This is a genomic window from Amycolatopsis sp. lyj-84 (genome assembly GCF_046549075.1).
Taxonomy (GTDB): Bacteria; Actinomycetota; Actinomycetes; order Mycobacteriales; family Pseudonocardiaceae; genus Amycolatopsis.
Genome location: NZ_JAJPWO010000005.1, coordinates 31961 through 53831 on the forward strand (window position 1 = coordinate 31961; position 21871 = coordinate 53831).

24 protein-coding genes are annotated in these 21871 nt (G+C 67.8%); 13 read left to right on the top strand and 11 right to left on the bottom strand.

Annotation, left to right across the window (positions count from 1 at the left end; all coding sequences use genetic code 11):
• Positions 1-21: 21 nt before the first annotated feature.
• Positions 22-933, bottom strand: a complete 912-nt coding sequence (locus ACLJRM_RS17050) for an NADP-dependent oxidoreductase (protein WP_410663562.1) — start codon at positions 931-933, stop codon at positions 22-24.
• 100 nt (positions 934-1033) lie between these two features.
• Here ACLJRM_RS17050 and ACLJRM_RS17055 point away from each other — a divergent pair, with 100 nt between their 5' ends.
• Complete coding sequence (locus tag ACLJRM_RS17055) at positions 1034-1495, top strand: GNAT family N-acetyltransferase (RefSeq protein ID WP_101605837.1); 462 nt, start codon at positions 1034-1036, stop codon at positions 1493-1495.
• Here ACLJRM_RS17055 and ACLJRM_RS17060 read toward each other — a convergent pair.
• The gene (locus tag ACLJRM_RS17060; protein WP_410663563.1) at positions 1473-2426 is read right to left on the bottom strand and encodes a helix-turn-helix transcriptional regulator; all 954 of its coding nucleotides are present in this window, start codon (positions 2424-2426) and stop codon (positions 1473-1475) included. The two genes, ACLJRM_RS17055 and ACLJRM_RS17060, sit on opposite strands and share 23 nt — an antisense overlap.
• A gap of 63 nt (positions 2427-2489) precedes the next feature.
• On the opposite strand from ACLJRM_RS17060, the gene ACLJRM_RS17065 reads away from it, so the two are divergent.
• From ACLJRM_RS17065 to ACLJRM_RS17075, 3 genes are all read left to right on the top strand, one after another.
• A complete protein-coding gene (locus tag ACLJRM_RS17065) occupies positions 2490-3626 on the top strand; it encodes an epoxide hydrolase family protein (protein ID WP_410663564.1) in 1137 nt (378 codons plus the stop codon).
• Position 3627: 1 nt separating this feature from the next.
• Positions 3628-4713, top strand: coding sequence for a winged helix DNA-binding domain-containing protein (locus tag ACLJRM_RS17070; RefSeq protein ID WP_410663565.1), 1086 nt, complete (start codon positions 3628-3630; stop codon positions 4711-4713).
• 76 nt (positions 4714-4789) lie between these two features.
• Positions 4790-5086, top strand: a complete 297-nt coding sequence (locus ACLJRM_RS17075) for a hypothetical protein (protein WP_101605833.1) — start codon at positions 4790-4792, stop codon at positions 5084-5086.
• On the opposite strand, the gene ACLJRM_RS17080 is transcribed toward ACLJRM_RS17075, so the two are convergent.
• Positions 5079-5849 carry a hypothetical protein gene (locus ACLJRM_RS17080; RefSeq protein ID WP_101605832.1) on the bottom strand — a complete coding sequence of 257 codons (771 nt, stop codon included), beginning with the start codon at positions 5847-5849 and terminating at the stop codon, positions 5079-5081. The genes ACLJRM_RS17075 and ACLJRM_RS17080 overlap by 8 nt on opposite strands.
• A gap of 78 nt (positions 5850-5927) precedes the next feature.
• Here ACLJRM_RS17080 and ACLJRM_RS17085 point away from each other — a divergent pair, with 78 nt between their 5' ends.
• The 3 genes from ACLJRM_RS17085 (at position 5928) to ACLJRM_RS17095 (ending at position 8736) form a co-directional block, all read left to right on the top strand.
• Complete coding sequence (locus ACLJRM_RS17085) at positions 5928-6407, top strand: hypothetical protein (protein ID WP_410663566.1); 480 nt, start codon at positions 5928-5930, stop codon at positions 6405-6407.
• 28 nt (positions 6408-6435) lie between these two features.
• Complete coding sequence (locus tag ACLJRM_RS17090) at positions 6436-6807, top strand: PH domain-containing protein (protein ID WP_101605830.1); 372 nt, start codon at positions 6436-6438, stop codon at positions 6805-6807.
• 819 nt (positions 6808-7626) lie between these two features.
• The gene (locus ACLJRM_RS17095) at positions 7627-8736 is read left to right on the top strand and encodes a GTP pyrophosphokinase family protein (protein WP_410663567.1); all 1110 of its coding nucleotides are present in this window, start codon (positions 7627-7629) and stop codon (positions 8734-8736) included.
• A 113-nt stretch (positions 8737-8849) separates the two neighbouring features.
• Here ACLJRM_RS17095 and ACLJRM_RS17100 read toward each other — a convergent pair whose 3' ends face one another.
• Both ACLJRM_RS17100 and ACLJRM_RS17105 read right to left on the bottom strand, forming a co-directional pair.
• Positions 8850-9320, bottom strand: a complete 471-nt coding sequence (locus ACLJRM_RS17100) for an NUDIX hydrolase (protein ID WP_410663568.1) — start codon at positions 9318-9320, stop codon at positions 8850-8852.
• Between the two features lie 10 nt (positions 9321-9330).
• A complete protein-coding gene (locus ACLJRM_RS17105; protein ID WP_410663569.1) occupies positions 9331-10074 on the bottom strand; it encodes an XRE family transcriptional regulator in 744 nt (247 codons plus the stop codon).
• 122 nt (positions 10075-10196) lie between these two features.
• On the opposite strand from ACLJRM_RS17105, the gene ACLJRM_RS17110 reads away from it, so the two are divergent.
• Complete coding sequence (locus tag ACLJRM_RS17110; RefSeq protein WP_410663570.1) at positions 10197-10457, top strand: AMED_5909 family protein; 261 nt, start codon at positions 10197-10199, stop codon at positions 10455-10457.
• On the opposite strand, the gene lpdA is transcribed toward ACLJRM_RS17110, so the two are convergent.
• The 3 genes from lpdA to pip all read right to left on the bottom strand — a co-directional run bounded on the left by lpdA (position 10447) and on the right by pip (position 14126).
• Positions 10447-11832, bottom strand: a complete 1386-nt coding sequence (gene lpdA, locus ACLJRM_RS17115; protein WP_410663571.1) for a dihydrolipoyl dehydrogenase — start codon at positions 11830-11832, stop codon at positions 10447-10449. The two genes, ACLJRM_RS17110 and lpdA, sit on opposite strands and share 11 nt — an antisense overlap.
• 47 nt (positions 11833-11879) lie before the next feature.
• A complete protein-coding gene (locus ACLJRM_RS17120; protein WP_410663572.1) occupies positions 11880-12650 on the bottom strand; it encodes a lysophospholipid acyltransferase family protein in 771 nt (256 codons plus the stop codon).
• A 63-nt stretch (positions 12651-12713) separates the two neighbouring features.
• A complete protein-coding gene (gene pip / locus ACLJRM_RS17125; protein WP_410663573.1) occupies positions 12714-14126 on the bottom strand; it encodes a prolyl aminopeptidase in 1413 nt (470 codons plus the stop codon).
• A 38-nt stretch (positions 14127-14164) separates the two neighbouring features.
• Between pip and ACLJRM_RS17130 the strand changes: the two genes are divergently transcribed.
• From ACLJRM_RS17130 to ACLJRM_RS17150, 5 genes are all read left to right on the top strand, one after another.
• Positions 14165-15205, top strand: a complete 1041-nt coding sequence (locus tag ACLJRM_RS17130) for a LacI family DNA-binding transcriptional regulator (protein ID WP_410663574.1) — start codon at positions 14165-14167, stop codon at positions 15203-15205.
• 78 nt (positions 15206-15283) lie between these two features.
• The gene (locus ACLJRM_RS17135; protein WP_410663575.1) at positions 15284-16435 is read left to right on the top strand and encodes a dihydrodipicolinate synthase family protein; all 1152 of its coding nucleotides are present in this window, start codon (positions 15284-15286) and stop codon (positions 16433-16435) included.
• Positions 16435-17241: a sugar phosphate isomerase/epimerase family protein gene (locus ACLJRM_RS17140; protein ID WP_410663576.1), complete on the top strand. Its 807-nt coding sequence runs from the start codon at positions 16435-16437 to the stop codon at positions 17239-17241. Before ACLJRM_RS17135 ends, ACLJRM_RS17140 begins: the two co-directional genes overlap by 1 nt.
• Positions 17242-17310: 69 nt before the next feature.
• Positions 17311-18795, top strand: coding sequence for an apolipoprotein N-acyltransferase (locus ACLJRM_RS17145; protein WP_410663577.1), 1485 nt, complete (start codon positions 17311-17313; stop codon positions 18793-18795).
• Positions 18796-18871: 76 nt separating this feature from the next.
• Positions 18872-19573, top strand: coding sequence for a response regulator transcription factor (locus ACLJRM_RS17150; RefSeq protein ID WP_101605822.1), 702 nt, complete (start codon positions 18872-18874; stop codon positions 19571-19573).
• Here the strand turns inward: ACLJRM_RS17150 and ACLJRM_RS17155 are convergent.
• Genes ACLJRM_RS17155 through ACLJRM_RS17165 form a run of 3 tightly spaced genes read right to left on the bottom strand, consistent with a single transcriptional unit; the run spans position 19570 to position 21853 of the window.
• Positions 19570-20685, bottom strand: coding sequence for an FtsX-like permease family protein (locus tag ACLJRM_RS17155; protein WP_101605821.1), 1116 nt, complete (start codon positions 20683-20685; stop codon positions 19570-19572). The two genes, ACLJRM_RS17150 and ACLJRM_RS17155, sit on opposite strands and share 4 nt — an antisense overlap.
• Positions 20682-21341: an ATP-binding cassette domain-containing protein gene (locus ACLJRM_RS17160; protein WP_101605820.1), complete on the bottom strand. Its 660-nt coding sequence runs from the start codon at positions 21339-21341 to the stop codon at positions 20682-20684. Before ACLJRM_RS17160 ends, ACLJRM_RS17155 begins: the two co-directional genes overlap by 4 nt.
• The gene (locus ACLJRM_RS17165) at positions 21338-21853 is read right to left on the bottom strand and encodes a lipoprotein ABC transporter ATP-binding protein (RefSeq protein ID WP_233224295.1); all 516 of its coding nucleotides are present in this window, start codon (positions 21851-21853) and stop codon (positions 21338-21340) included. Before ACLJRM_RS17165 ends, ACLJRM_RS17160 begins: the two co-directional genes overlap by 4 nt.
• Between the last annotated feature and the right edge of the window lie 18 nt (positions 21854-21871).

Consider the following 21871-nt stretch of genomic DNA (forward strand, 5'->3'; position numbering starts at 1 on the left):
CGCCCTTACCACTCACGAGGTTCAGGGGAAGGTCAGCACGACCTTGCCGCGCCCGTGCCCGGTCTCGATCTCCCGATGCGCCGCCGCGGCCTCGCCGAACGGGTACGTCCGCCGCACCAGGAACCGCAGCTCCCCCTTGGCGTACAACGACGCCAGCATCCCCAGGCGCTCGGCCGACCGCGTCCCGGTGACCACCCGCGCTCCCGCCTCCGGCGCGCGGGCGTGGTCGACCAGGGTGAGCACGCGGTCCGGATTCCCGACCAGTTCCAGCGAAAGGTCGAACGCGACCCCGCCCGCCCCGTCCAGCGCCGCGTCGATACCGGACGGCGCGAGGGCTCGCACCCGATCGGCGAGGCCGTCGCCGTAGACCAGCGGCTCGGCGCCGAGCGAACGGACGTAGTCCTGGTTCGCCTCGCTCGCGGTGCCGATGACCCGCGCGCCGCGCAGCGCGGCAAGCTGGACCGCGGCCGTGCCCACCGCGCCCGCCGCCCCGTGGATCAGCAGCGTCTCGCCGCGGGCGACCCGCAGGCCGTCGAGTGCCAGGTACGCCGTCTGCGTTCCCGCCGTGAAGCCGCCCGCGACCTCCCACGGCATCTCCGGCGGCTTCGCCGTGACGTTCTCCGCGGGCACCACGATGTACTCGGCGTAGGCCTGAACGGCGGTGAAACCGAGCACCTCGGCCCCCGCGACGAGGCCGGTAACCCCGGAACCGACCTCGTCGACGACCCCGGCGAACTCGTTCCCCGGGACACGCGGCCAACGCAGCTCGAACCCCGTGGGTTCCCAGCCCGCCCGAACGGCCGCGTCGTACGGCTGCACCCCCGCCGCCTTCACCCGCACCCGGACCTCCCCCGCCCCGGCGTGCGGCTCCTCCAGCTCCAGCACCCGCAGTACCTCCGGGCCACCGGCTTCCGTGAACGCGGCCGCTTTCATCTCGTTCCTCCAGTTCGTTCCCCAGCTGTCGGAGCCCAGCCTCATCCCTCCAGTTAGCTGGAGGTCAAGAGTTGTCGGTGTGAGGTTCTAAGCTTCGAGCGTGACGAGCTACCGCATCTCCAGGGCAAGCGCTTCCGACGCCGACAGGGTCACGGCGCTGTTGCACGAATCCGCCGCCTACCAAGGGGAGTACGCGTCGATTCTCGAGGACTACCGGGTCACCGAGGACTACCTCGCCACGCATCCCGCGTTCGTCGCCCACGCACAGCGTGACGTGATCGGCTTCTACAGCCTGATCGAGTATCCGGCGGAGCTGGACCTGCTGTTCGTCGCCGATTCCGCCCAGGGCACCGGCATCGGCGCGTGGCTGGTCGAGCACCTGCTCGGGCAGGCCGCGGACCTCGGCATGTCCGAGATCCGCGTCGTTTCCCACCCGCCCGCCACCGGGTTCTACGAGCGGATGGGCGCGCGCCGCGTGGGTGTCGTCGCGCCCAGCCCGCCGAAGATCACCTGGGAGCGCCCGGAACTGGTCTTCGACGTCAAGCGTCCACCGCGCGACTGAACCGGCCGATCAGTTTGCGCAGGTGCCCGGCGAACTCCGGCGAGTCGACGACGTCGAAATCGGTGTCGAGCATGCCCAGGTAGAGCGCCAGGTACTCCAGCGTGTCCGCGCCGGCTTTGAGCAGGCAGGTGCGCTCGTCGACGGCTTCGACCACGACGGCGGGCGGCACCTTGCTCGCGGCTTCGGCCGCCGGGGCGTGCAGCCGGATCGTCGCGTGGTGCCGCCACATGGCCGTGCCCAGACCGCGCTGGAGGTACGCGACCACGCCGCCTTCGGGTGGTTCGCGCTGCTCGAACCGTCGACCGTTGGGAGTCCGCGGCCGCACCCGATCGGCGCGGAAAGTACGCCAGTCCTGCCTGTCGGCGTCCCAGCCGACGAGGTACCACCGGCGGCCCAGATGCACGACACGATGCGGTTCGACCTGCCGCCGCGTCTCGGATCCGTTGTGCCCCACGTAATCGAACCGCAGGGTCTCGCGGTCGCGGCAGGCGTTGGCGATGACCGAAAGCACCTCGGGATCGACCGTGGGGCCGTCGCCCCGCACGGCGAGCGTCGCGGAATTCAGCGCCTCGACACGGCGCCGCAGCCGCGAGGGCAGCACCTGCTCCAGTTTCGCCAGCGCGCGGACCGACGTCTCCTCGATCCCCGCGATGGTCCCGCCCGCGGCCGTCCGCAGGCCCATCGCCACCGCGACGGCCTCCTCGTCGTCGAGCAGCAGCGGAGGCATCGCCGCACCCGCGCCCAGGCTGTACCCACCGGAGACGCCGGGTGTGGCGTCGACCGGATAGCCCAGTCCGCGAAGCCGCTCGACGTCGTTCCGGATGGTCCTGGTCGTGACGCCGAGCCGGCTCGCCAGTTCCGGGCCCGTCCAGACGCGCTTGGCCTGCATCAGAGACAGGAGTCGCAGCAGTCTCGCCGAAGTTTCCGCCATGGGTTCCACCTTGTCCGCAATCGCGGAACGAACCTTTCCGCAATTGCTCCTAGCGTAGCCCTCATGAGCGAAATCAAGCCCTTCCGCATCGCGATCGACCAGGCCGATCTGGACGACCTCAAGACCCGCCTGAGCCGCACCCGCTGGCCCCACGAGGTCACCGGGGACTGGAGCCGGGGAGTCCCGGTCGCCTATCTCAAGGGGTTGGCCGAGTACTGGGCCGACGGCTTCGACTGGCGCGCCCAGGAGGCGGAACTGAACGAGTTCCCGCAGTTCACCACCGAGATCGACGGCCAGACCATCCACTTCCTGCATGTCCGCTCGGCGGCCCCGGACGCGCGGGCGGTGCTCCTCACGCACGGCTGGCCGAGCTCGCCGTTCGAATTCCGGAACGTCATCGACGAGCTGAGCGACGAATTCCACCTGGTCATCCCGTCGCTGCCCGGATACGGCTTCTCGACGCCGGTGCACGGGCCCGGCTGGGGCAACCTGTTCCGCGTCGCCCAGGCTTGGACCACGTTGATGGACCGCCTCGGTTACGAACGTTTCGGCGTCCATGGCACCGACGCCGGCGCCGGAGTCGCGGGCATCCTGTCGATGATCGCCGCGCACCGGGTGACCGGCGTGCATCTCACCGGCACCAGCGCCGGGACGCCGTTCGGCCCCGCCGTCGCGCTGGACGGCCTCGAGGAGAAGGACCGCGAACGCGGCGAGCGCTTCAACCGGTTCCAGGCCGACGGCCTCGGCTACCTGCAGGTGCAGGCGACCCGGCCGCAGACGCTGGCCTATTCGCTGCACGACTCCCCGACCGGCCAGCTCGCGTGGATCGTGGAGAAGTTCGCCGAGTGGACCGATCCGGCCAAGGAACTGCCGGACGACGCCGTCGATCGCGATCACCTGCTGGCCCTGGTCAGCCTGTTCTGGTTCACCGGCGCGGGCGCCTCCTCCGCGCACGCCATGTACGAAGGCATGGAGGCCTACCGGCAGCTGTCGCAAGGCGGCTGGGACGAAGGCGGCGAGGCTCCGGCCGGTCCGCCGCGCGGGATCGCCGTCTTCGCCGGGGACACCACGATCCGGAGTCTTCAGGACGAGCCGCTCGACCACTGGTCCGAGTACGCTACCGGTGGTCATTTCCCGGCGATGGAGGTACCGGAACTGTTCACCGAAGACCTTCGTACGTTCCTACGGAAGTGCGGCTGAAATGACGACGGAACGCCTGAGCGCGCGGGCGCTCAACCGCGCGACACTGGCCCGGCAACTCCTGCTGGAGCGCTCCGCGCTGTCCGCCGTCCCCGCGATCGAGCATTTGGCGGGCCTCCAGGCGCAGGCACCCGACTCGTCCTACGTCGGCTTGTGGTCGCGGCTGCGGGATTTCCAGGTGGACGAGCTGGCGAAACCGCTGGCCGCCCGCGAGGTCGTCCGGTCGACGCTGATGCGGGGAACCGTGCACCTGGTGACGGCCGAAGACTGCCTCGCCCTGTGGCCGACCATCAAAACCGTGGTCGAACGCGGTTTCCTCGGCCATTACTCGCGGGAGGTCGCCGGTCTCGATCTCGCCGCTATCACCGAAGCGGGACGGGCTCTGCTGGCCGGGCGGCCCCGCACTCGCGCCGAGATCCGGACCGCGCTGGCGGACCGGTGGCCCGACGCCGACCAGCCCACCCTCGCCTACGCGGTCAACAGCCTTCTCCCTCTCGCGCACGTGACGCCGCGAGGCCTGTGGGGACAGCAGGGACCGGTCGCGTTTTCCCTGCTCGACGAGTGGGTCGGCAAACCGGTCGGGGACGGTATCTCCCTCGACGATCTGGTGCTGCGCTACCTCACGGCGTTCGGCCCGGCGACCGTCCGCGACGCACAGGTCTGGTCGGGGCTCACCAAGCTCAAGGAAGTCTTCGAACGGCTCCGGCCGCGGCTGCGCACCTTCACCGACACCGCGGGGAAAGAGCTGTTCGACCTCCCCGACGCGCCTCGGCCCGACCCCGAAACCCCGGCGCCCCCTCGGTTCCTGCCCGAGTACGACAACGTCCTGCTCTCCCACGCGGACCGCGTACGCCTGATCCCGGACGGCCGCCGCGTGCCGCTACCGCCGGGTCCCGGAGGCCGCCGGGGCACTTTGCTCGTCGACGGTGAATTCCTGGCCGTTTGGGAGATCAAAGGGGCGACCCTGACGATCGAGTCCCGGAAACCCTTGCGGGACAAGGATTCGATTACCAAAGAGGGGATGCGGCTGTTGGAATTCGTAGTGCCGGAACAGGGTCACGACGTCCGTTTCGGCATCGGCGGATAACGGTCCGGCCTTTTGCCGTAACGAAGGGCGCCGTTCGGGCGAAGCATTGCCTCAAGGAGCCTGAAGGGAGCGGGCCATGGGCAAGAACTACGGATTCATGACGGTGCTGGCGGGGCTGAGCGCGCTCGCGGTCATCGCGGTGGCGGCGGTCATGCGATACCCGAACACGTCCGACGTCACGGCGGTGATCACCGCGGCGGGAACGGTGATCGGCACGGTGGTGGGCGCTTTCTTCGGCGTGAACGCGGCCTCGGCGGGACGCGTGAAGGCCGAGGAGAGCCGGGATCAGGCGACGGCGGCACTGGTGAAGGTCGCCGGCGAGGCGGACAGGGGCAGCGACGTCGCGAAGGCGGCGATGGAAGGCGTCAACTGAGCGCGTCGAGCAGGGCGAGGTCCGGCGGGACGAGGGTGGTGGAGAGCACCAGCTCCCGCAACAGGTTGTCGTTCAACGCGTTTCCGACCGGCTCGCCGACTTCTTCGCGCCGCAGGCCGTAAACGCCGCCTGCGGACAACCGCGCCCGGACGTCGATGACGAGGTGCTCGACACGGCGGCTCGTCCACGTTTCGTCGGGGCGGAGTTCGGCGAGCACCTCGGCCGTCTGCTGGCGGGACAACGGCTGCGGGTTGAGGTCGTGCAGCAGGTAGCGCTGCCCGAAGACGACCAGGACCAGGCGTTCCTCCGCGCTGAGGCGCCAACGGCGGGGCGGCACGGTGACGTCGCCGTGCCGGGTGGCGGGCTGCCCGCCGTCAGGACCGGCGATGTACAACTCGAGCAGGTGCTCCCGCTTGCCCGAGCCGCGGACGAACAGCGGCGTGTATCCGTCCGACAGGGGGATCGGGTCCTCGCCCTGAGAGAGCCAGCGGGAGTTGGGCAGGCGGATGGGCAGCTGACCGGTGTTGCTGACCCACCATTGCCCGCCGGTGAAGTTCAGGTGCCCGTGCCTGCGGCTGACCCGCAGATCGTTCTCCCCCACACAGACGTCGACCTGCGGCCGGTTGCGCCCGAAGGAGATCTCGCCGCCCTCGTCGGGGTCGACGGACACGCCGCCCGCGAGCGTGAGGGCGAACACCGCGCCGGGGGCCGACCGGGGCACGCCGAGCGCCAGGCTTTCGTGCGCCATCGTGAGCCGCTTCATCGTGCCTCCTCCTGCTCCCCGGCAGTATGAGAGTCGCCGCCGGGGAGGGGTCCCCGCGCATCGCTTTACGTTGAGCATATGTCTACTCAGCGTGTGGCCGGCTTCCTGCTCGTGTCCGCCGCGGCCCTGGCCGGTTGCGGATCCGACACCCCGCCCGCTTCGCCACCGTCTGTTTCTTCGCCCGCTCCCGTGTCCTCGCCTTCACCGTCACCTTCGCCGTCTTCGTCATCGGTCGCTCCGCCGCCGTCGTCGTCGGGTGTCGCCCACCCGGACGGTCCGCTGGTAGCGGCGCAGGGCACCGACCTGAAGTCGTGCCGGGACGGCGACTGCGAAGTCATCCTGAAGCCGAAGGACAAGATCGCCTTCGAAGCGCGGCTGCGCGTCACCTACATCGCGGTCGATTCCGTGTCGGACGACGGTGTCACCCTCTCGGCCGCTCTCCCCAGCGGCGCACGAGCGTCCTTCAGCGGCAGCGCCGGCCGGACGAACGGGATCAGCTACACGGTGAGCGCGGTCAAGGAGGGCAAGGCGGTCGTGAGGTTCACGCCCGAAGCCTGATCCGACGGAAATCCGTACCCTGGAGACCATGATTGACTTCTCCAAGGACACCGTCTTCAAGCTCACGCCGTGCAAGCCGAAGGACATCGCGCCGACGGTGCAGCCGATCATCATCCCCGGGGAAGAGATCATCTCGTCGTTCAAGGCGGTACGCGACTTCGTGGTGTTCACGAACAAGCGGCTGATAGCAGTGAACGTCCAGGGCATGACGGGCAAGAAGAAGGACTTCACTTCGCTGCCCTACAACAGGATCCAGGCGTTCTCGATCGAAACCGCGGGCACGTTCGATCTGGACGCGGAGCTGGACCTGTGGTTCAGCGGGCTGGGGAACGTGCGGCTGGAGTTCCGGGGTTCGGACATCCGGGCGATCGGCCAGCTGATCGCTTCCCACACCCTCTAGCCTCACGGCGCGTTTAGTCGACTACTTGCGCTCGAGGGCTGCGGGTGGGCTTTGGGCCCGGTGGGTCGTGAGTGGCGATTCGGGTTAGAACCCTATTTGCCACTCACGACCCACCAGACTGAGCACCTACATGTTGATCTTTTGATCCCGAAGTTTCGCTGACCTCGACATGATCGCTACTTTTAGCCGCTGACCTGCGCGGACAGGGCTGGACACTTCTCGCGTGTTCTCACCCCTGCCCGACGTCTGACGACCTGGCACTCGCCCACTCCTTTCCCATCTCCCCGATACGAAGCCATCCACGCAGCCGTTGCGTCGGGTCAAGGCACGCTTTCCCGCCTTGACCCGACGTGACGGCCGCTGTGACGATCTGGCATCGGGGTGATGGCTCCGCGTAACAGCCGTTGCTCCGTTCGCGACCTCTGAGCACGATCGTCTGAGCGAGGAGGCCAACGTGCTCCTTGGCGTACCTGCGCGCCGCTGGCGGCGGCTACACCTGTCCACAGCCTCAGCGGGCACACCGCCCGACCGGTGGGCGGAGCGGAGCGGCAGCCCGCCGTGTCGGGCAAGGTGCGCCCGCAGGCGAGACGCGGACGCAAGGTGACCAGCGCGCCGCCGACGGCGGCGCGCCTTGATCCCATAGAGCCAAGTTCGACAGCCTTCGACCGTACGTAGCTGCACGGTTGGGCGCTCTTCTACCCGGAGCGATGGATCCCGATGAATCCTTCGGCGAGTCGGGATCTGATGTTCGCCCCTAAACCCTGCTCGACGTTACTCTTGGCAGAGTAACAAAAGCGCTTTTCAAGCGAAGGACCGGGAATGGTATTTGACACCAACGGCTACAATGATTACGCAGCTTTGTGCGGCACTCTCGGCGCCAAGTTGCGACCACTGATCACGGACTTGCTGGACACCGCGGAAATCCAGGTGCACTCTGTTGATTATCGCGTTAAGACCATCGAAAGTCTTGAAAAGAAACTCGAAAGAAAGTCGGATAAGTACGCTAGCATTGAAGATATCACCGATATTCTAGGCTTGCGCATTGTGACCTACTTTCGAGATGACGTGGACAAAGTGGCTTCAATTGTTGAAAGTGAGTTTCTCATTGACATCGCTAATTCCATTAATAAAAGTGACAGCCTAGACCCGGATCGATTTGGCTACACATCGCTGCACTATATTGCAAGCATAGCCACAAGTAGAAGTAGTTTGGCCGAATATAGAAAATACTCGGAATTCAGGTTTGAAATTCAAATAAGGTCCATTCTTCAGCACGCATGGGCCGAAATTGAGCACGATCTAGGCTATAAGAGTAAGGTTGAGGTTCCGCGTCAAGTTGTTCGACGATTTTCGCGCCTGGCAAGCCTGCTTGAGCTAGCCGACGATGAATTTGTCGAAACGCGAGGAGCCCTCCAAGAGTACGCGACAGAGATTCAGGGAAGCATTGGTTCGTCTCGACTGGACATCGATCTGAACTTGGATTCAGTACTTGCGTACATAACCCAATCAGCCTTGGTGGCAAATTTGGACGCGCAGATTTCGAACGCCGTGGGCGAGCATCGGCTGGAGACAAACGCGTCCTATGCCGCAGCTCGCCTTGAGGAGCTCAAACTGCTTGGCTACGGCTCCGTTCTCGACGTAAACAACCAATTGGCCGATTCTTCGGAACCGCTGGTTGCACTCGCAACGTCCTGGCTCCGTCATGAGACGCCTCCCGGCTTCGAGTCGCCGCATGGAAAATTGGTTTGGTCGAGAGATTCCCGTTCTGAAAAAGGCTTTCACGGCGGCATAAGCCTCTTCTACCTGTTCATGCTTGAAGTTGCACGGAAACCTCAAGCCGAGAGTCAGAAACTATTGATCGAGGGACATCTTCGACACGTCCCCCAGAAGACCCTGCGTGCGCTCGTAAAGTACTTCGACGAGAGTTGACACGACGTCGCCCTGACTCAATTACTGGACGCGACCGCCAGTGGCTATATGTCGAAAATCACTCTCAAAGAGTTAAGCTCATGTCGTCATCGTCAGCCGCTCAATTGGTGACCCTATGTGAAATATGGGTCGCATTGCATCTCGGAAGCGTGCATCAGCCTCAATCGAATGGATTTGTGAATATTCAGTTCATCCAGACGTGAGGGTTCAACCCAGAAGACTTCTTTACTCTCACTGCTGGCGCGAAGGTCGCCACCAGTTGCACTGGCACGGAAGCATATCGAAAACTCTTGGCGGACTTCGCCGTCGTCGTAGGCGATGACGTGATCAGGGTTGGAGTAGAGTCCTATGACGCAGGTGACCTCGCACTCGATTCCGGTCTCCTCGCGGACCTCGCGCACGGCTGCCTGCGCAAGGGTCTCGCCGAGTTCCAGCTGGCCGCCGGGAATGGAGTACAGGTCGTTGTCCGTCCGCCGGATCATGAGGATCCGACCCTCCTCGTCCTGGATGAACGCGGACACCGCGACCGCGATGCTGTTCGCCTTCGGAGCGTTCGGGTCGTTGTAGTAGTCGACGCGTGCCATGGGTGGCCTCCTAGAAGGTGGCGGGCTTGGCGAGGTTCCAGACGGCTTCGAAGCTCTCCGAGTAAGTCTCGAAGAGGTCCCCGACCGAGAGCCGACGCAGATGGAGCGACGGAGCATGGGCTCCCTGGAAGCCGTAGACGTGCGTGTTGATGATCATTTCGTCGTCGAAGCGGAAGATCGAGTTGTAGAGCGTGGTGTTGTGGAAGCGCATCTCCACCCCGTCTACCCCGATCAGCGGCCGGTAAGACGCGAGCGCGTTGCGGATGCGCGCTGCAAGCGTTCCGTCGCCTAGCTGCTCCTCGTCGCCGCGCAGAGCGACACTCTCCCCCTCGGGATCTCCGAAGGTCAGCCGAACCTTTGCCCCCGCCCGCGCTTTAGCAGTCAGATCCTTGATGAACCGCGGGCGCTCCACCAGGAACAGCGCAGCGTGGACCAGCACCTCGACAGTGTCCGACGCTTCCTTGATCAGCCGATCCCAAAGCTCGACGGGAATGGCGTTGCGGTGCGGAAACACGCGCACGACCTCAGCGGCGGCCGTCTCGGCCCTGCGCTCCGGCGCCACCGAGTCCGGCCAAAGGTAGGTTTCGGACTCGCGCGTCATGGCGGCGAGCTTGTGGCGGTGCTTCGGATACGGCGTGCGGCCCTGAGTGATCCACCGTTCCACGGTCTTCTGATCGACCCCGGTGGCGTCGGCGATCTGTTCCAGCGAAAGACCGTTGCGCAGCAGGGCATCCCGCAGGCGTTCGTTCGGCATCCGCCCTCCCAGGGACATGTAGGGACGTCTTCGACGGTACCAAGGACGTCCCGAGATGTCCTGCCAAGAGGTGATCGCGTCCCGGGGACTGATGGAGAATCGCGGCAACGAGGAGGTGATCGATGAATCAGCCACAGACCCTCCGCGACGCACATGCGGTCGCGACGTCCCGACGTCCTCGACCGGAAGCGGGCATGTCGGACTGGCTGAAGTTCCACCAGGCCAACGCACGCATGTACCGCGAAGTGTCCGAGGTGGACCGGTGGCACCACCACGAACTCAAGTACTGGGTGGGTTACGAAGAACGTAAGGCCGCAGAGATAGCCACACGGATGAGGGCGGCCACCACTCACGACCCACCGGACCGAGCACTTACATGTTGATCATGTGTCCAGCGAGACCGTGGACGGCTTCCTTGACCGCTTCCCCCAGTGTCGGGTGAGCGTGTACGTTCCGCGAAATCTCGTGCACCGTGAGGTCCCACTGCTGCGCCAAAGTCAGCTCCGGCAGCAGTTCGGTCACCTCAGGCCCGATCAGGTGCGCCCCCAGCAACTCACCATGTTCACCGTCGCTGAGGATCTTCACGAAACCGACGGCCTCGCCGAGGCCGTGCGCCTTTCCGTTGGCGGTGAAGGGGAACTTCGCCACCTGGACGTCGAAGCCCTTTTCGCGGGCCTGTTCTTCGGTCCAGCCGAAGCTGGCGATCTGCGGCTGGCAGTAGGTCGCGCGCGGGATCATCACGAAGTCGAGTTCCATGGTCTCGGCGCCCGCGATGGTCTCGGCGGCGACGACGCCCATGGACTCCGACGCGTGCGCGAGCATCAGTTTCGCGGTGACGTCGCCGATCGCGAAGATGTGCGGGACGTTGGTGCGGCCGCGCGAGTCGATGGCGATGGCGCCGCGGTCGGTCAGTTCGACGCCGGTCTTGTCCAGGCCGTATCCCTCGGTCCGCGGCTGGAAACCGATGGCCTGCAACACCTTGTCCGCTTCCAGGACGCGCTGCTCGCCGTTCTTCGACACGGTCACGAGGACCTGCTCGCCGGTGTCGTCGATCGTCTCGACCTTGGTGGAGGTCAAGACCTCGATGCCGAGCTTCCGGTAGCGGCGGGCCAGTTCGGCGGAGACCTCGGCGTCTTCGAGCGGGACCATGCGGTCGAGGTACTCGACGATGGTCACCTTCACGCCGTAGTTGTGCAGCACGTAGGCGAATTCGACGCCGATCGCGCCCGCGCCGGCGATGACGATGCTCTCCGGCAGTTCGTTTTCCATGATCTGCTGTTCGTAGGTGACCACGCGGTCGCTGCGCGTGGTACCCGGCAGCAGGCGCGCGGTGGCGCCGGTGGCGATCACGCAATTGTCGAAGGTGATCCGCTCGCCGTTGACCTCGACGGTGTTGGCGTCGAGGAAGGTGCCGTGCCCGTCGTACTCGGTGATCTTGTTCTTCTTCATCAGGTAGTGCACGCCCTTGACGCGACCGTCCGCGACCTTGCGGCTGCGGTCGAAGGCGGCCTGGTAGTCGAAGGTGACCTTCCCTTCGACCTGGATCCCGAAGGACTTCGCCTCTTTGGTCACGATGTGCGCGAGTTCGGCGTTGCGCAGCAGTGCCTTCGACGGGATACAGCCGACGTTGAGGCAGACCCCGCCCCAGTATTTCTCCTCCACGACCGCCGCGCTCAGCCCCAGTTGCGACGCCCGGATGGCCGCCACGTAACCGCCGACCCCGGCGCCCAGAACAACGACGTCATAGTGTGCGCTCATACTTCGAAACCTACCCCTCACCGGGACGGTCCGAAGGGTGAGACTGCCTACTCAGGGCGGGAACCGCGGATCCCGATCAGCAGCTCGGTCACCGCGGCCATGATCCGCTCGGTCGCCTCCTCCAGCACCTCGCGCGACGGCGAGGGCGTCATGAGATCCGAGAGGTCCACCGGCGGACCCGCGATCAGGTTCACCGTCTTGCGCGGGAAGCCGCGCGGGAGGACGGCGTCCGACGGCAGCAGGTGGTGCGTGCCCCAGTTCGCGAGCGGGATCACCGGGACCCCGGTCTCCAGCGCGATCCGCGCGATTCCGGTCTTGCCGCGCATGGGCCACCCGTCCGGGTGATCCGTGAAGGTCGCCTCCGGGAAGATGACGACGCATTCGCCCTCACGCACGGCACTCACGGCGTCGCGATACGCGCCCGACGCCGTGGGCGCCCCGCGGTAGACCGGGATGTGCTTGCCCGAGCGCATCACCGAGCCGACGACCGGCGCGTCCCACAGGCTCGCCTTCGCCAGGTAGCGCGGCACGCGGCCGTGGGCGAGGCAGTACGCCGTCACCGTCGTCGGATCGGCGAACGAGAGGTGGTTCGACGCGACCAGGAAGCCGCCCGACGCGGGCAGGTGCTCCCCGCCGCGCACCCGGAACCGGGTGAACAGCACCAGGAAAGGCCACACGACGTTGATCGCGAGGCTGAACCAGAACCCCCGGCCGGCGCGGGCGAAGCGCCGGCCGAAGGCGATCATCTGGCGGAACGTCAGCAAGTCACCCGAAACGGGGCTCAGTGCGGTCCAGCGTTCACGGGGTCTCAGCACCATGGACGTAATTCGTAGCCGAACCCGCCCCGGTTCGGCCGGAACAACGCGCGAACGCGGCGCGGATCACACGCGTTCGAGCACCACCACGGGGATCTCACGGTCGGTCTTCTTCGCGTACTCGTTGTAGTCCGGCCAGACCGCGGCGAGCTTCTCCCACAGCTTCGCGCGCTCCTCGCCCTCGATGGTCCGGGCCCGCGCGGTGAACTTGTCCGCCTTGACCTGGGCCTTGACCTCGGGGTTCGCCTGCAGGTTCTTGTACCAGCCCGGGTCCTCCGGCGCCCCGCCCTTGGAGGCGACGATGACCGGGTTGTTGTCGTCGTCGAACTGGTAGATCAGCGCGAACTTGCGGTCCTCGCCGGTCTTGCGGCCCTTGGTGGTGAGGACGAGACAAGGCGCGCCCTTCTCCCAGTCGTGGCCCACCTCGCCGTCGGTCTCTTCGTAGCGACGGACGTGCTCGTCACCGAAAAGCATGTCTGGGTTCCTCTCCTCGTCCTGGGGTGTACCGGCGCCCCGCCAGTCTGACGCGAACCGGTCGGTCGCGCTGATCAACTCGTGCAGGGTGCCGGGTTCGTCGAACGCGTGACCCGAGTCGCCGACCATCACCAGTTCCGCGCTCGGCAGCACCTGGCTGAGCTCCCAAGCGGTGATGGCCGGGGTGACCACGTCGTAGCGTCCCTGGACGAGAACGCACGGGACGCCCCGGAGCTTCCCGGCGCCGCGCAGCAGCTGGTCTTCGGCCAGCCAACCACCGTGCCGGAAATAGTGGTTCTCGATCCTCGCGATCGCGAGGGCGAACGACGGATCGCTGAACGCGTCGATCACGTCGGCCTGCGGGCGCAATTTGACCGTTTCGCCTTCCCAGCGGCTCCACGCGATCGCGGCGGGCCCGTGCACCGAAGGGTCCGGATGGTGCAGCAGTTCGTGATACACCTCGATCAGGTTGTCCTGACGGCGCGAAAACGGCACCGGGGCCAGGAACCGCGACCACGCCTCGGGGAAGAGGAACGCCGCTCCCCCGCCGAAAAGCCACTGCAGTTCCTTCACCCGCAACGTGGCCACGCCGCGCAGGACGAGTTCCGTGACCCGTCCGGGATGCGTTTCCGCGTAGGTCAGCCCGAGCACACTCCCCCACGAGCCGCCGAAGACCATCCAGTGTTCGATGTCGAGATGCTCGCGCAACCGCTCGATGTCGGCGACGAGGTGCCACGTCGTGTTGACCGAAAGATCAGCCTCCGGGGTGGCGCAGTTCGGGGTGCTGCGCCCACAGCCGCGCTGGTCGAAAAGGACGATCCGGTACCGGTCGGGATCGAACAGTCTGCGATGTCTCGGGATCGAACCACTTCCGGGGCCACCGTGCAGGAAGATCACGGGTTTGCCCTCGGGATCGCCGCATTCCTCCCAATAGATCTCATTGCCGTCACCGACGGGCAACATCCCTTGGACGTAAGGTTCGATTTCCGGGTAAAGGCCGAGCATGTCCGCCACTATGCCCCAAACGTCAGCTTGGAGGATCGATGAAGGCCCGTCCCCACGTGACGCTGGAAGATGTGGCGCGCACCGCGGCCGTGTCGCTCGCGACAGCGTCCCGCGTCCTCAACGGCACCGCCACCGTCCGGGGAGATCTCCGCGAACGGGTGATCGCCGCGGCGGCCGAACTCTCGTACACCCCCAATGCCCACGCTCAGGCCCTGGCCGGTGGCTCGCAGCCGACCGTCGGAGTGATCTGCCATGACGTCGGCGACCCGTACTTCGCCGCGATCGCCGGCGGCGTCATGCGGGTGGCGAGCGAGAACGAGCTCCTGGTGATGCTCGCGAGCACGTTCCGCGATCCGGCCAAGGAGGTCGCGTACGTCTCCACGCTGCGCGCCCAGCGTGCCTCGGCCATCCTGCTGATCGGCTCCGCGTTCGAGGACAAGGCGTGGGAAAAGGCGATGGCCGCCGAACTCGAGCCGTACCGGCGCGGCGGCGGGCACGTCGCCGCGGTCAGCAGGCACCGCGGGCTCAAGGTGGACACCGTCCAGCCCGACAATCGCGGGGGCGGCGCCGAACTGGCGAAAGCCCTGCTGGACCTGGGGCACCGGCGGTTCGCGGTACTCGCCGGGCCGAGGAGCCTGACCACCGTTGTCGACCGCCTCGACGGCTTCGCGGCGGAACTGCTGGAGCACGGCGTCGAACTCCGCGAGGACGACGTCGCGGAAGCCGCGTTCACCCGTGACGGTGGCTACGAAGCGATGGAGAAGGTGCTCGCCCGGCCGCGGAAGCAGTGGCCGACGTGCGTGTTCGCGGTGACCGACGTGATGGCGATCGGCGCGATGGCGGCACTGCGCGACGCGGGCGTCTCCGTACCCGGTGAGATGTCGATCGCCGGTTTCGACGACATCCCGGTAGTGCGCGATCTCACGCCCGCGCTGAGCACGGTGGCGTTGCCGCTGGAGAAGCTGGGCGAACGGGCCATGGACCTGGCACTCAAGGCCTCGCCCGGCACCCGGCCGCGCGTGGTGCGCATGTCCGGCGAGGTCGTCCTGCGCCGCAGCACCGCTTCCCCCGCTCGCTGAAACCCTTGTGTGCGGTCCACGCGGTGACTTACCGTGGCACGAGAAAGCGCTTTCTCACCCCCGCGCCACGGAGACCCGATGACCTTGATCGCCCTGCCCACCGCCGACGGCGGACTGGCGGAGTGGACGCCGCAAGGGGCGGAAACGCCCGCGAAACTGGCATCACCGCCGACCTCCCGGATCGCCTACGCGGCCGCACACGTGGTGGCCGACCCGTTCGCCGTCGCCGATCCCGAAGAGGGCGCGGTACTGGATTGGGACACGACGCTCGCCTTCCGCGAGCACCTGTGGTCCTGCGGTCTCGGCGTGGCCGAGGCGATGGACACCGCGCAGCGCGGGATGGGCCTGGACTGGGACACCACCAAGGACCTGATCCGGCGCACCGGCGCGCTCGCCGCGGGACGGCCGTGGGTCGCCGGGGTCGGCACCGACCAGCTCCCCGGCGGCGACGCGACCACGGAGTCCATTGTGGACGCCTGGCGCGAGCAACTGGACATCGTCGGCGAAGCCGGGGCGATCCCGGTCGTGATGGCCAGCCGCGCGCTCGCGGCTTCGGCGTCCGGGCCCGAGGATTACCATGCCGCGTACGGGAAACTACTCTCCGGCGCGGACCGCCCGGTCCTGCTGCACTGGCTGGGCGAGCAGTTCGATCCGGCGCTGGCAGGCTACTGGGGACACGGCGACGTCCGTGAGGCCGCCAAGGAACTCGGCAGGCTTTGCACCGAACACGCCGGCGTCATCGCGGGGGTCAAGGTTTCGGTGCTCGACGCGTCGATCGAGACCGAGTTCCGCCGCGCGCTGCCCGAGGGCGTCGCCTGCTACACCGGTGACGACTTCAACTACCCCGAACTGATCGCCGGGGACGAACAGGGCCACAGCGAAGCACTTCTGGGCATCTTCGACGCCGTCGCGCAGGTCGCGGGCGCCGCGCTCGCCCGGCTCGACGAAGGCGACAAGGCCGGTTTCCACGGCCTGCTCGACCCGACCGTCGCGCTCTCGAGGGCGATCTTCCGGGCGCCCACCAGGAACTACAAGACGGGCGTCGTCTTCCTCGCCTACCTCAACGGGCACCAGAAGCACTTCCGGATGGTGGCGGGCCGCGAATCGGCACGGTCCATCACGCATCTGGCCGAACTGCTGCGCCTGGCGGACGCCGCCGGGGTGCTCGCCGACCCGGACCTCGCCGTCGCGAGGATGCGGCCGCTGCTGGCCGCGGCGGGGGTGGCCTGATGGACCGGTTGAGCCTGAACCAGATCACCACCAAGGCGTGGTCGCTGCCGGAGGCCGTGGCGGGGTGCGCCGAGGCGGGTGTCCGCTGGATCGGCCTGTGGCGGGACAAGGTCGCCGAGACCGGCGTCGAGGAGACTGCCCGGCTGCTCAAGGAGTACGACGTCGGCGTGTCGTCGTTGTGCCGCGGCGGTTTCTTCACCGGGATCACCCCGGAAGGGTCCCCTGTGGACGGTGTCGCGCAGACGCGGGAGGCGATCGACGAAGCCGCCGCGCTGGGTGCGGAGGTCCTCGTCCTGGTCGTCGGCGGGGTGAACGGCGACCTGACGTCGTCGCGGCAGCGGGTCGCGGACGCGGTCGGCGAACTGGCGCCGTACGCCGGTGAGCGCGGCGTCCGGCTCGGTCTGGAACCGCTGCATCCCATGCAGTGCGCGGAACGTTCGGTCCTGTCCACTGTGGATCAGGCGCTGGCGATCGCACTGGAGCATCCGGCCGACCAGGTCGGCGTGATCGTCGACGAGTTCCACGTGTGGTGGGATCCGCGGATCGAGGAGTCGATCGCCGCGGCGGCCGGGCGGATCGCCGGATTCCACGTCTGCGACCAGAAGGTGCCGTTGACCGACACCCTGCTCGGCCGCGCGCTGCCCGGTGACGGCCCGATCGACCACCGGCACCTGAAGGCCTGTGTCGCGGCCGCCGGGTACACCGGGCCCATCGAGGTCGAGGTGTTCGACGCCGATCTCTGGCGCCGCCCCGGTGGCGAAGTCCTCGCGGAGACCGTCAAGGCGTACCGGGATCACGTTTCCTGACGAAAGTAAGGGTCGTCCGCTGCCCAAGGTCGGCTGTCCGGGCGGCCGTGGTTTCCTACCGTTCGCGGTATGAAACCACGGCTGCTCTGGTGGCTGGGCACAGCGCTGCTCCTGCTCTCCGTCCACACCGATTGGAACGTCCCGCTCGCGGCTTGGGTGTTCCCGTTCTTCCTGCTCCGCTACGCCCGCCAGGTCCCCGTCCGGCGCGCGATCCTGTTCGTGGGCCTGTCCCTGCTGATCGGGCAACTGTTCTGGCTCGGGGCCACCGGCCTGGCGTTCGTCCTGTCCGCCTTGCTCGCCTTCACCCTGCTCGCGGTGCTGCAGACGACGGCTTTCCTCGCCGACCGCCTGATCGCCGACCGTGCCGGGCCGCTGAAGACCTTGGTGTTCCCGGCGACCTTGGTGGCGGCCGAATATCTCTTCACCCTCGTCACCGGATTCGGGGACTTCGGCGCGCTCGGCAGCACCCAGTCCGGAAACCTGCCGCTGCTCCAGACGGCGTCCGTGACCGGCGTGTACGGCCTCACCTTCGTCCTCGCGTGGTTCGCCTCGGTGGTGAACACCGTTTGGGCGGAAGGGTGGCCGCGGGTCAAGCGCACGGCGCTCGTCCACGCCTGCGTGCTCGGCCTGGTGTTCCTCGCGGGCGGCGTGCGGTTGCTGTTCGACGCACCGACGACGCAGACCGTCCGGATCGCGGGGATCAGTCCCTCGACGGCCGCGGACACGGCGAGTACCGACGCACTGGAGCGGATCGGCGTGAAGTACTGGCGGGCACAGGAAGTCGTCGCGGCGGACCCGGTCGCGGTCGGCACGGCCTTGGCGCCGGTCACCGAAGATCTCGTGACCAGGACGCGGCAGCAGGCGTCGGCGGGGGCGAAGATCGTCATCTGGCCGGAAACGCACGCCAGTGTCCTGGAGCGTGACCAGGCGGAGCTGCTGAAACGGGTCGGCGCCGAAGCGAAACAAGCGGGTATCCACGTCGGGCTCGCCTACGCGCTCTACACCACCCAAGCTCCGTACATCCGGAATCTGGCCGTGCTCGTCGGGCCGACGGGCGAAGTGCTGTGGACCTACGACAAGACGCATCCGACGCCGATGGAACCGATGAAGCCCGGCCCGGGAGTCGTGCCCACCGCGGATTCGCCGTACGGACGGCTCGCGACGGTCATCTGTTACGACGCCGACTACCCCGGCCTGATGCGCCAGGCCGCGGGCAAAGAGACCTCGCTGATGCTCGTGCCCGCGAACGACTGGCAGGGATTCGGCTCACTGCACTCGGAGAAAGTGGTCTTCCGCGCGGTGGAAAACGGTTACTCGCTCTTCCGGCACTCCACCCACGGTATTTCCACAGCTGTGGACGATCAGGGCCGGATACTCGGGAAAGCCGACTATTTCCGCACCGACCAGCAGACACTCGTCGCGGATCTGCCGGCACAGCCGAGAACACAGACCGTGTACGCCCGTGTCGGCGACGTGTTCGCCTGGCTGTGTCTCGCCGCCGCCGCACTCTGTCCTTTATGGACACTCCAGCGGAAACGCACAGGGAAACGTTAGCGCCCTGTTACGGACGAGGTGGTGTTCGTAACGTCTTGGCCGAAAAGAACAGTGTTCAACGGTTAAGCTCCCCCGCATGCCGAAATTGCTGGTGGTGGAAGACGACGACGCGATCGGCGGCGTCCTCGAATCGACCCTTCGCCTGCACGGCTACGAGGTTTCCTGGCAGCGGGACGGCCGCACCGCGCTCGCGGCCGCGGCGGCCGACGACATCGACTTCGTCCTGCTCGATCTCGGCCTGCCGGATCTGGACGGGGTCGAGGTCTGCCGGCGGCTGCGCGCGGCGCTCCCCGGCGCCGTGCTGGTCATCCTGACCGCCCGGCAGGAGGAGATGGACGTCGTCGTCGGCCTGGAGGCCGGCGCCGACGACTACCTCACCAAACCCATCCGCCTCGGCGAACTGCTCGCCAGGGTGCGGGCGCACCTGCGGCGCGGGACGGCCCCGCCGGAGAGCAGGCCCGCGATCGCCGTCGGGCATCTGCGGGTGGACACCGCCGGGCGGCGGGTCAGCGTCGGCGGACGGGAGATCCCGTTGCGCGCCAAGGAGTTCGATCTGCTCGCCCGGCTGGCCGAACAGCCGGGCGTCGCGGTCAGCCGGGACACCCTGATGTCGGAGGTGTGGGACGCGCACTGGTACGGCTCCACGAAGACCCTCGACGTCCACATCGCCGCGCTGCGACGGAAACTGGCCGAGTCGGCGCCCACACCCGAGCAGGCGCCGCGGATTTCGACCCTGCGCGGCCACGGCTACCGCCTCGAACAGCCCTTCGAGGGCTAGTAGTCACGAAGATCGGACACTTCGTCGCGGGCGGCGAGCTGCGCGATCCGCGCGGACGCCACGACGCACGAAACGATCACGACCGCGCCCAGCATCCCGAAGTACCCGTGGGGGAAAGCCACCCATTCCACCGGGGTGAGCAGGACGAACAACACGCCGAGCAGATGCCCGGCGATCAGGCCCCCGCCGCCGACGATCAGCGCGTCGCCCGCGATGAAGGTCGCCACCTGACGGCGTTTCCCGCCGAGGGTGCTGACGATCAGCAGGTCGCGGCGGCGTTCGTTGAGCGCCAGCCCGAACGACGGTCCCGCGGCGGCCGCGGCGAGCAGGAGTGACGCCACCCGGTCCACCGTCGCCGCGGTGCAGCCGTCCCTGGTGAGGGCGGACGAGATCGCGAACGCCACCGCCAGCGCGACCAGCGCCACCGACCGCGCCAGCAACGCGCTCCGCCACGAAATGGACAGCGCGAGCACCCCCGCGAGCCCGGAGACGAGCGGCCTGAGCGCCCCGCCGATCGCCCGTTTTCCCTTGCGCAGCCCCAGCTCCACCAGGCGCCACAGCAGCATCGTGCCGCCCGCCCAGCCGAGCAGCGGCCAGAAGAACGCGAGCGCGAGCAGGACGAAGTCGAGGCCGTAGGCCGTCCACCAGGGCGGCCCGTCGTCGGCCGGGACGAAATACCACTCGCGCAGCACCGGCGGCAGGACGGCGAGGGCCGCGACGACCAGGCCGCCGAGCAGCAAGAGAACGATTTCCCGGACAAGGGACAACCCTGATCCGGGCAGGAAACCGGCGGCCAGCGACAGCGCGACACCCGCCACGCCACCGGCCAGCCCGGCGGCCGCGGCTTCGGCCGAAGCCAGCCCGAGCACCTGCCCGCCGGTCGCGCCGCGGGCCCGCAGCAGGTCCTGGTCTCCCCGCAGTGAACGCTCCGACGGGGCGGCCAGCAGCACCACGAGCACCGTCGCGGGTACCCACGGCGGCGCCGGTGCCCCGGTCCAGCCGTGCACCGCGAGCAGCGTGGTCACGATCGCGACCCCGGCCGCGGGCACGCCGAGCCTGGCGGGGCGCACGCGCGCGATCCCGCCGACCCACAACGCCATCGCCGCGATCACCGGTCCCGCACCAGCTTCCCGTCGACCATCGACCAGTGCTCCCCGAACAGGTCCGGCGGCGCCTGTTCGGCCGTGGCCACCAGCAACCCGGCGGCCAGCCGGTCCGCCGCGTGCACGAGCCTGCCGAAAAGCCGTTCCCCTTCGCGCCGGTCGAGCCAGCCGGCCGGGTCGTCGGCGAGGATCAGTTTCGGCGCGGGCGCGAGCGCCCTGGCCAGGATCGCCAGCCGGATCTGCTCACCGCTCAGGTCACGGGGTGCCTTCTTGGCGAAGCCGGTGAGACCCACCAGGTCCAGCGCGCCGTCGACGGCGTCGCGGACCGCGGTGCCGGTCCGGCCCGCGAGGACCAGCGGCAGGGCGACGTTGAGCCGGACGTCGAGATCGCGCAGCAGCCCGCCGTCCTGCAGGACCAGCCCGATCAGGTCGGGCCCCGGCGGGGACGGCTCGAACGCGGGCCAGTCGATCGTGCCCGCCGTCGGTTTCTTCATCCCGGCGAGCAGGTGCAGCAGCGTGGTCTTCCCGGCACCGGCCCGGCCGGTCACCACCGCGCGGGTGTCCGTGCCGATCACGCAGCTGACGCCGTGCACGGCCACCACCGCGGTCAGCCCCGAGCCATAGGTGTGCGCCAGCTCGTCGGTGCGGACCAGAGGTGCCGTCACGCCACTCTCACGATCCGGTGCGCGGCCGCGGCGATCCCGTGGTCGCGGGTCGCCACGACGACGGCCGTCCCGCGGGTCGCGACGGCGCACAGCAGGTCCATCAGTTCGAGTGCGGCGAGCCCGTCGAGTTCACCCGCCGGTTCGTCGGCGAGCAGTACCTCGGGCGCCCCGGCCAGCGCGACGGCGACGCCGGCCCGCGCGCCTTCCAGCGCCGACAGCGTGCCGGGATAGGCGTCACCGCGGCCGGCCAGCCCGGCCAGTTCGAGCAGGTCACCGGCGTTTTCGGGGGCGCGACGGGCGGCGAGCCTTCCCGCCAGCAAGACGTTCTGCTCGACGGTGAGATGGCCGAAGAGGTTCCCGCGCCTGAGCAGGACGCCGACGCCGGGACCGCCACCGGGGGTTTCCCCACCTCCGGCGGGCAGCACGGCCACACACTCGCCCGGGACGGCGAACCGGACGAGGGGGACGGATCCGGGCCCCGGGCCTGCCATGACGGCGGCACGTCGGCGCATGGCCCCAAGGTAAGGCGA

Coding starts and splice junctions, on each gene's coding strand:
- ACLJRM_RS17085 (WP_410663566.1), top strand. CDS start 5,928: ATGTCTACTCAGCGTGTGGCCGGCTTCCTGCTCGTGTCCGCCGCGGCC.
- lpdA (WP_410663571.1), bottom strand. CDS start 11,832: ATGAGCGCACACTATGACGTCGTTGTTCTGGGCGCCGGGGTCGGCGGT.
- ACLJRM_RS17120 (WP_410663572.1), bottom strand. CDS start 12,650: ATGGTGCTGAGACCCCGTGAACGCTGGACCGCACTGAGCCCCGTTTCG.
- ACLJRM_RS17165 (WP_233224295.1), bottom strand. CDS start 21,853: ATGCGCCGACGTGCCGCCGTCATGGCAGGCCCGGGGCCCGGATCCGTC.
- ACLJRM_RS17105 (WP_410663569.1), bottom strand. CDS start 10,074: ATGCCGAACGAACGCCTGCGGGATGCCCTGCTGCGCAACGGTCTTTCG.
- ACLJRM_RS17145 (WP_410663577.1), top strand. CDS start 17,311: ATGAAACCACGGCTGCTCTGGTGGCTGGGCACAGCGCTGCTCCTGCTC.
- ACLJRM_RS17130 (WP_410663574.1), top strand. CDS start 14,165: ATGAAGGCCCGTCCCCACGTGACGCTGGAAGATGTGGCGCGCACCGCG.
- ACLJRM_RS17090 (WP_101605830.1), top strand. CDS start 6,436: ATGATTGACTTCTCCAAGGACACCGTCTTCAAGCTCACGCCGTGCAAG.
- ACLJRM_RS17065 (WP_410663564.1), top strand. CDS start 2,490: ATGAGCGAAATCAAGCCCTTCCGCATCGCGATCGACCAGGCCGATCTG.
- ACLJRM_RS17080 (WP_101605832.1), bottom strand. CDS start 5,849: ATGAAGCGGCTCACGATGGCGCACGAAAGCCTGGCGCTCGGCGTGCCC.
- ACLJRM_RS17060 (WP_410663563.1), bottom strand. CDS start 2,426: ATGGCGGAAACTTCGGCGAGACTGCTGCGACTCCTGTCTCTGATGCAG.
- ACLJRM_RS17100 (WP_410663568.1), bottom strand. CDS start 9,320: ATGGCACGCGTCGACTACTACAACGACCCGAACGCTCCGAAGGCGAAC.
- ACLJRM_RS17110 (WP_410663570.1), top strand. CDS start 10,197: ATGAATCAGCCACAGACCCTCCGCGACGCACATGCGGTCGCGACGTCC.
- ACLJRM_RS17075 (WP_101605833.1), top strand. CDS start 4,790: ATGGGCAAGAACTACGGATTCATGACGGTGCTGGCGGGGCTGAGCGCG.
- ACLJRM_RS17135 (WP_410663575.1), top strand. CDS start 15,284: ATGACCTTGATCGCCCTGCCCACCGCCGACGGCGGACTGGCGGAGTGG.
- pip (WP_410663573.1), bottom strand. CDS start 14,126: ATGCTCGGCCTTTACCCGGAAATCGAACCTTACGTCCAAGGGATGTTG.
- ACLJRM_RS17150 (WP_101605822.1), top strand. CDS start 18,872: ATGCCGAAATTGCTGGTGGTGGAAGACGACGACGCGATCGGCGGCGTC.
- ACLJRM_RS17140 (WP_410663576.1), top strand. CDS start 16,435: ATGGACCGGTTGAGCCTGAACCAGATCACCACCAAGGCGTGGTCGCTG.
- ACLJRM_RS17095 (WP_410663567.1), top strand. CDS start 7,627: ATGGTATTTGACACCAACGGCTACAATGATTACGCAGCTTTGTGCGGC.
- ACLJRM_RS17050 (WP_410663562.1), bottom strand. CDS start 933: ATGAAAGCGGCCGCGTTCACGGAAGCCGGTGGCCCGGAGGTACTGCGG.
- ACLJRM_RS17070 (WP_410663565.1), top strand. CDS start 3,628: ATGACGACGGAACGCCTGAGCGCGCGGGCGCTCAACCGCGCGACACTG.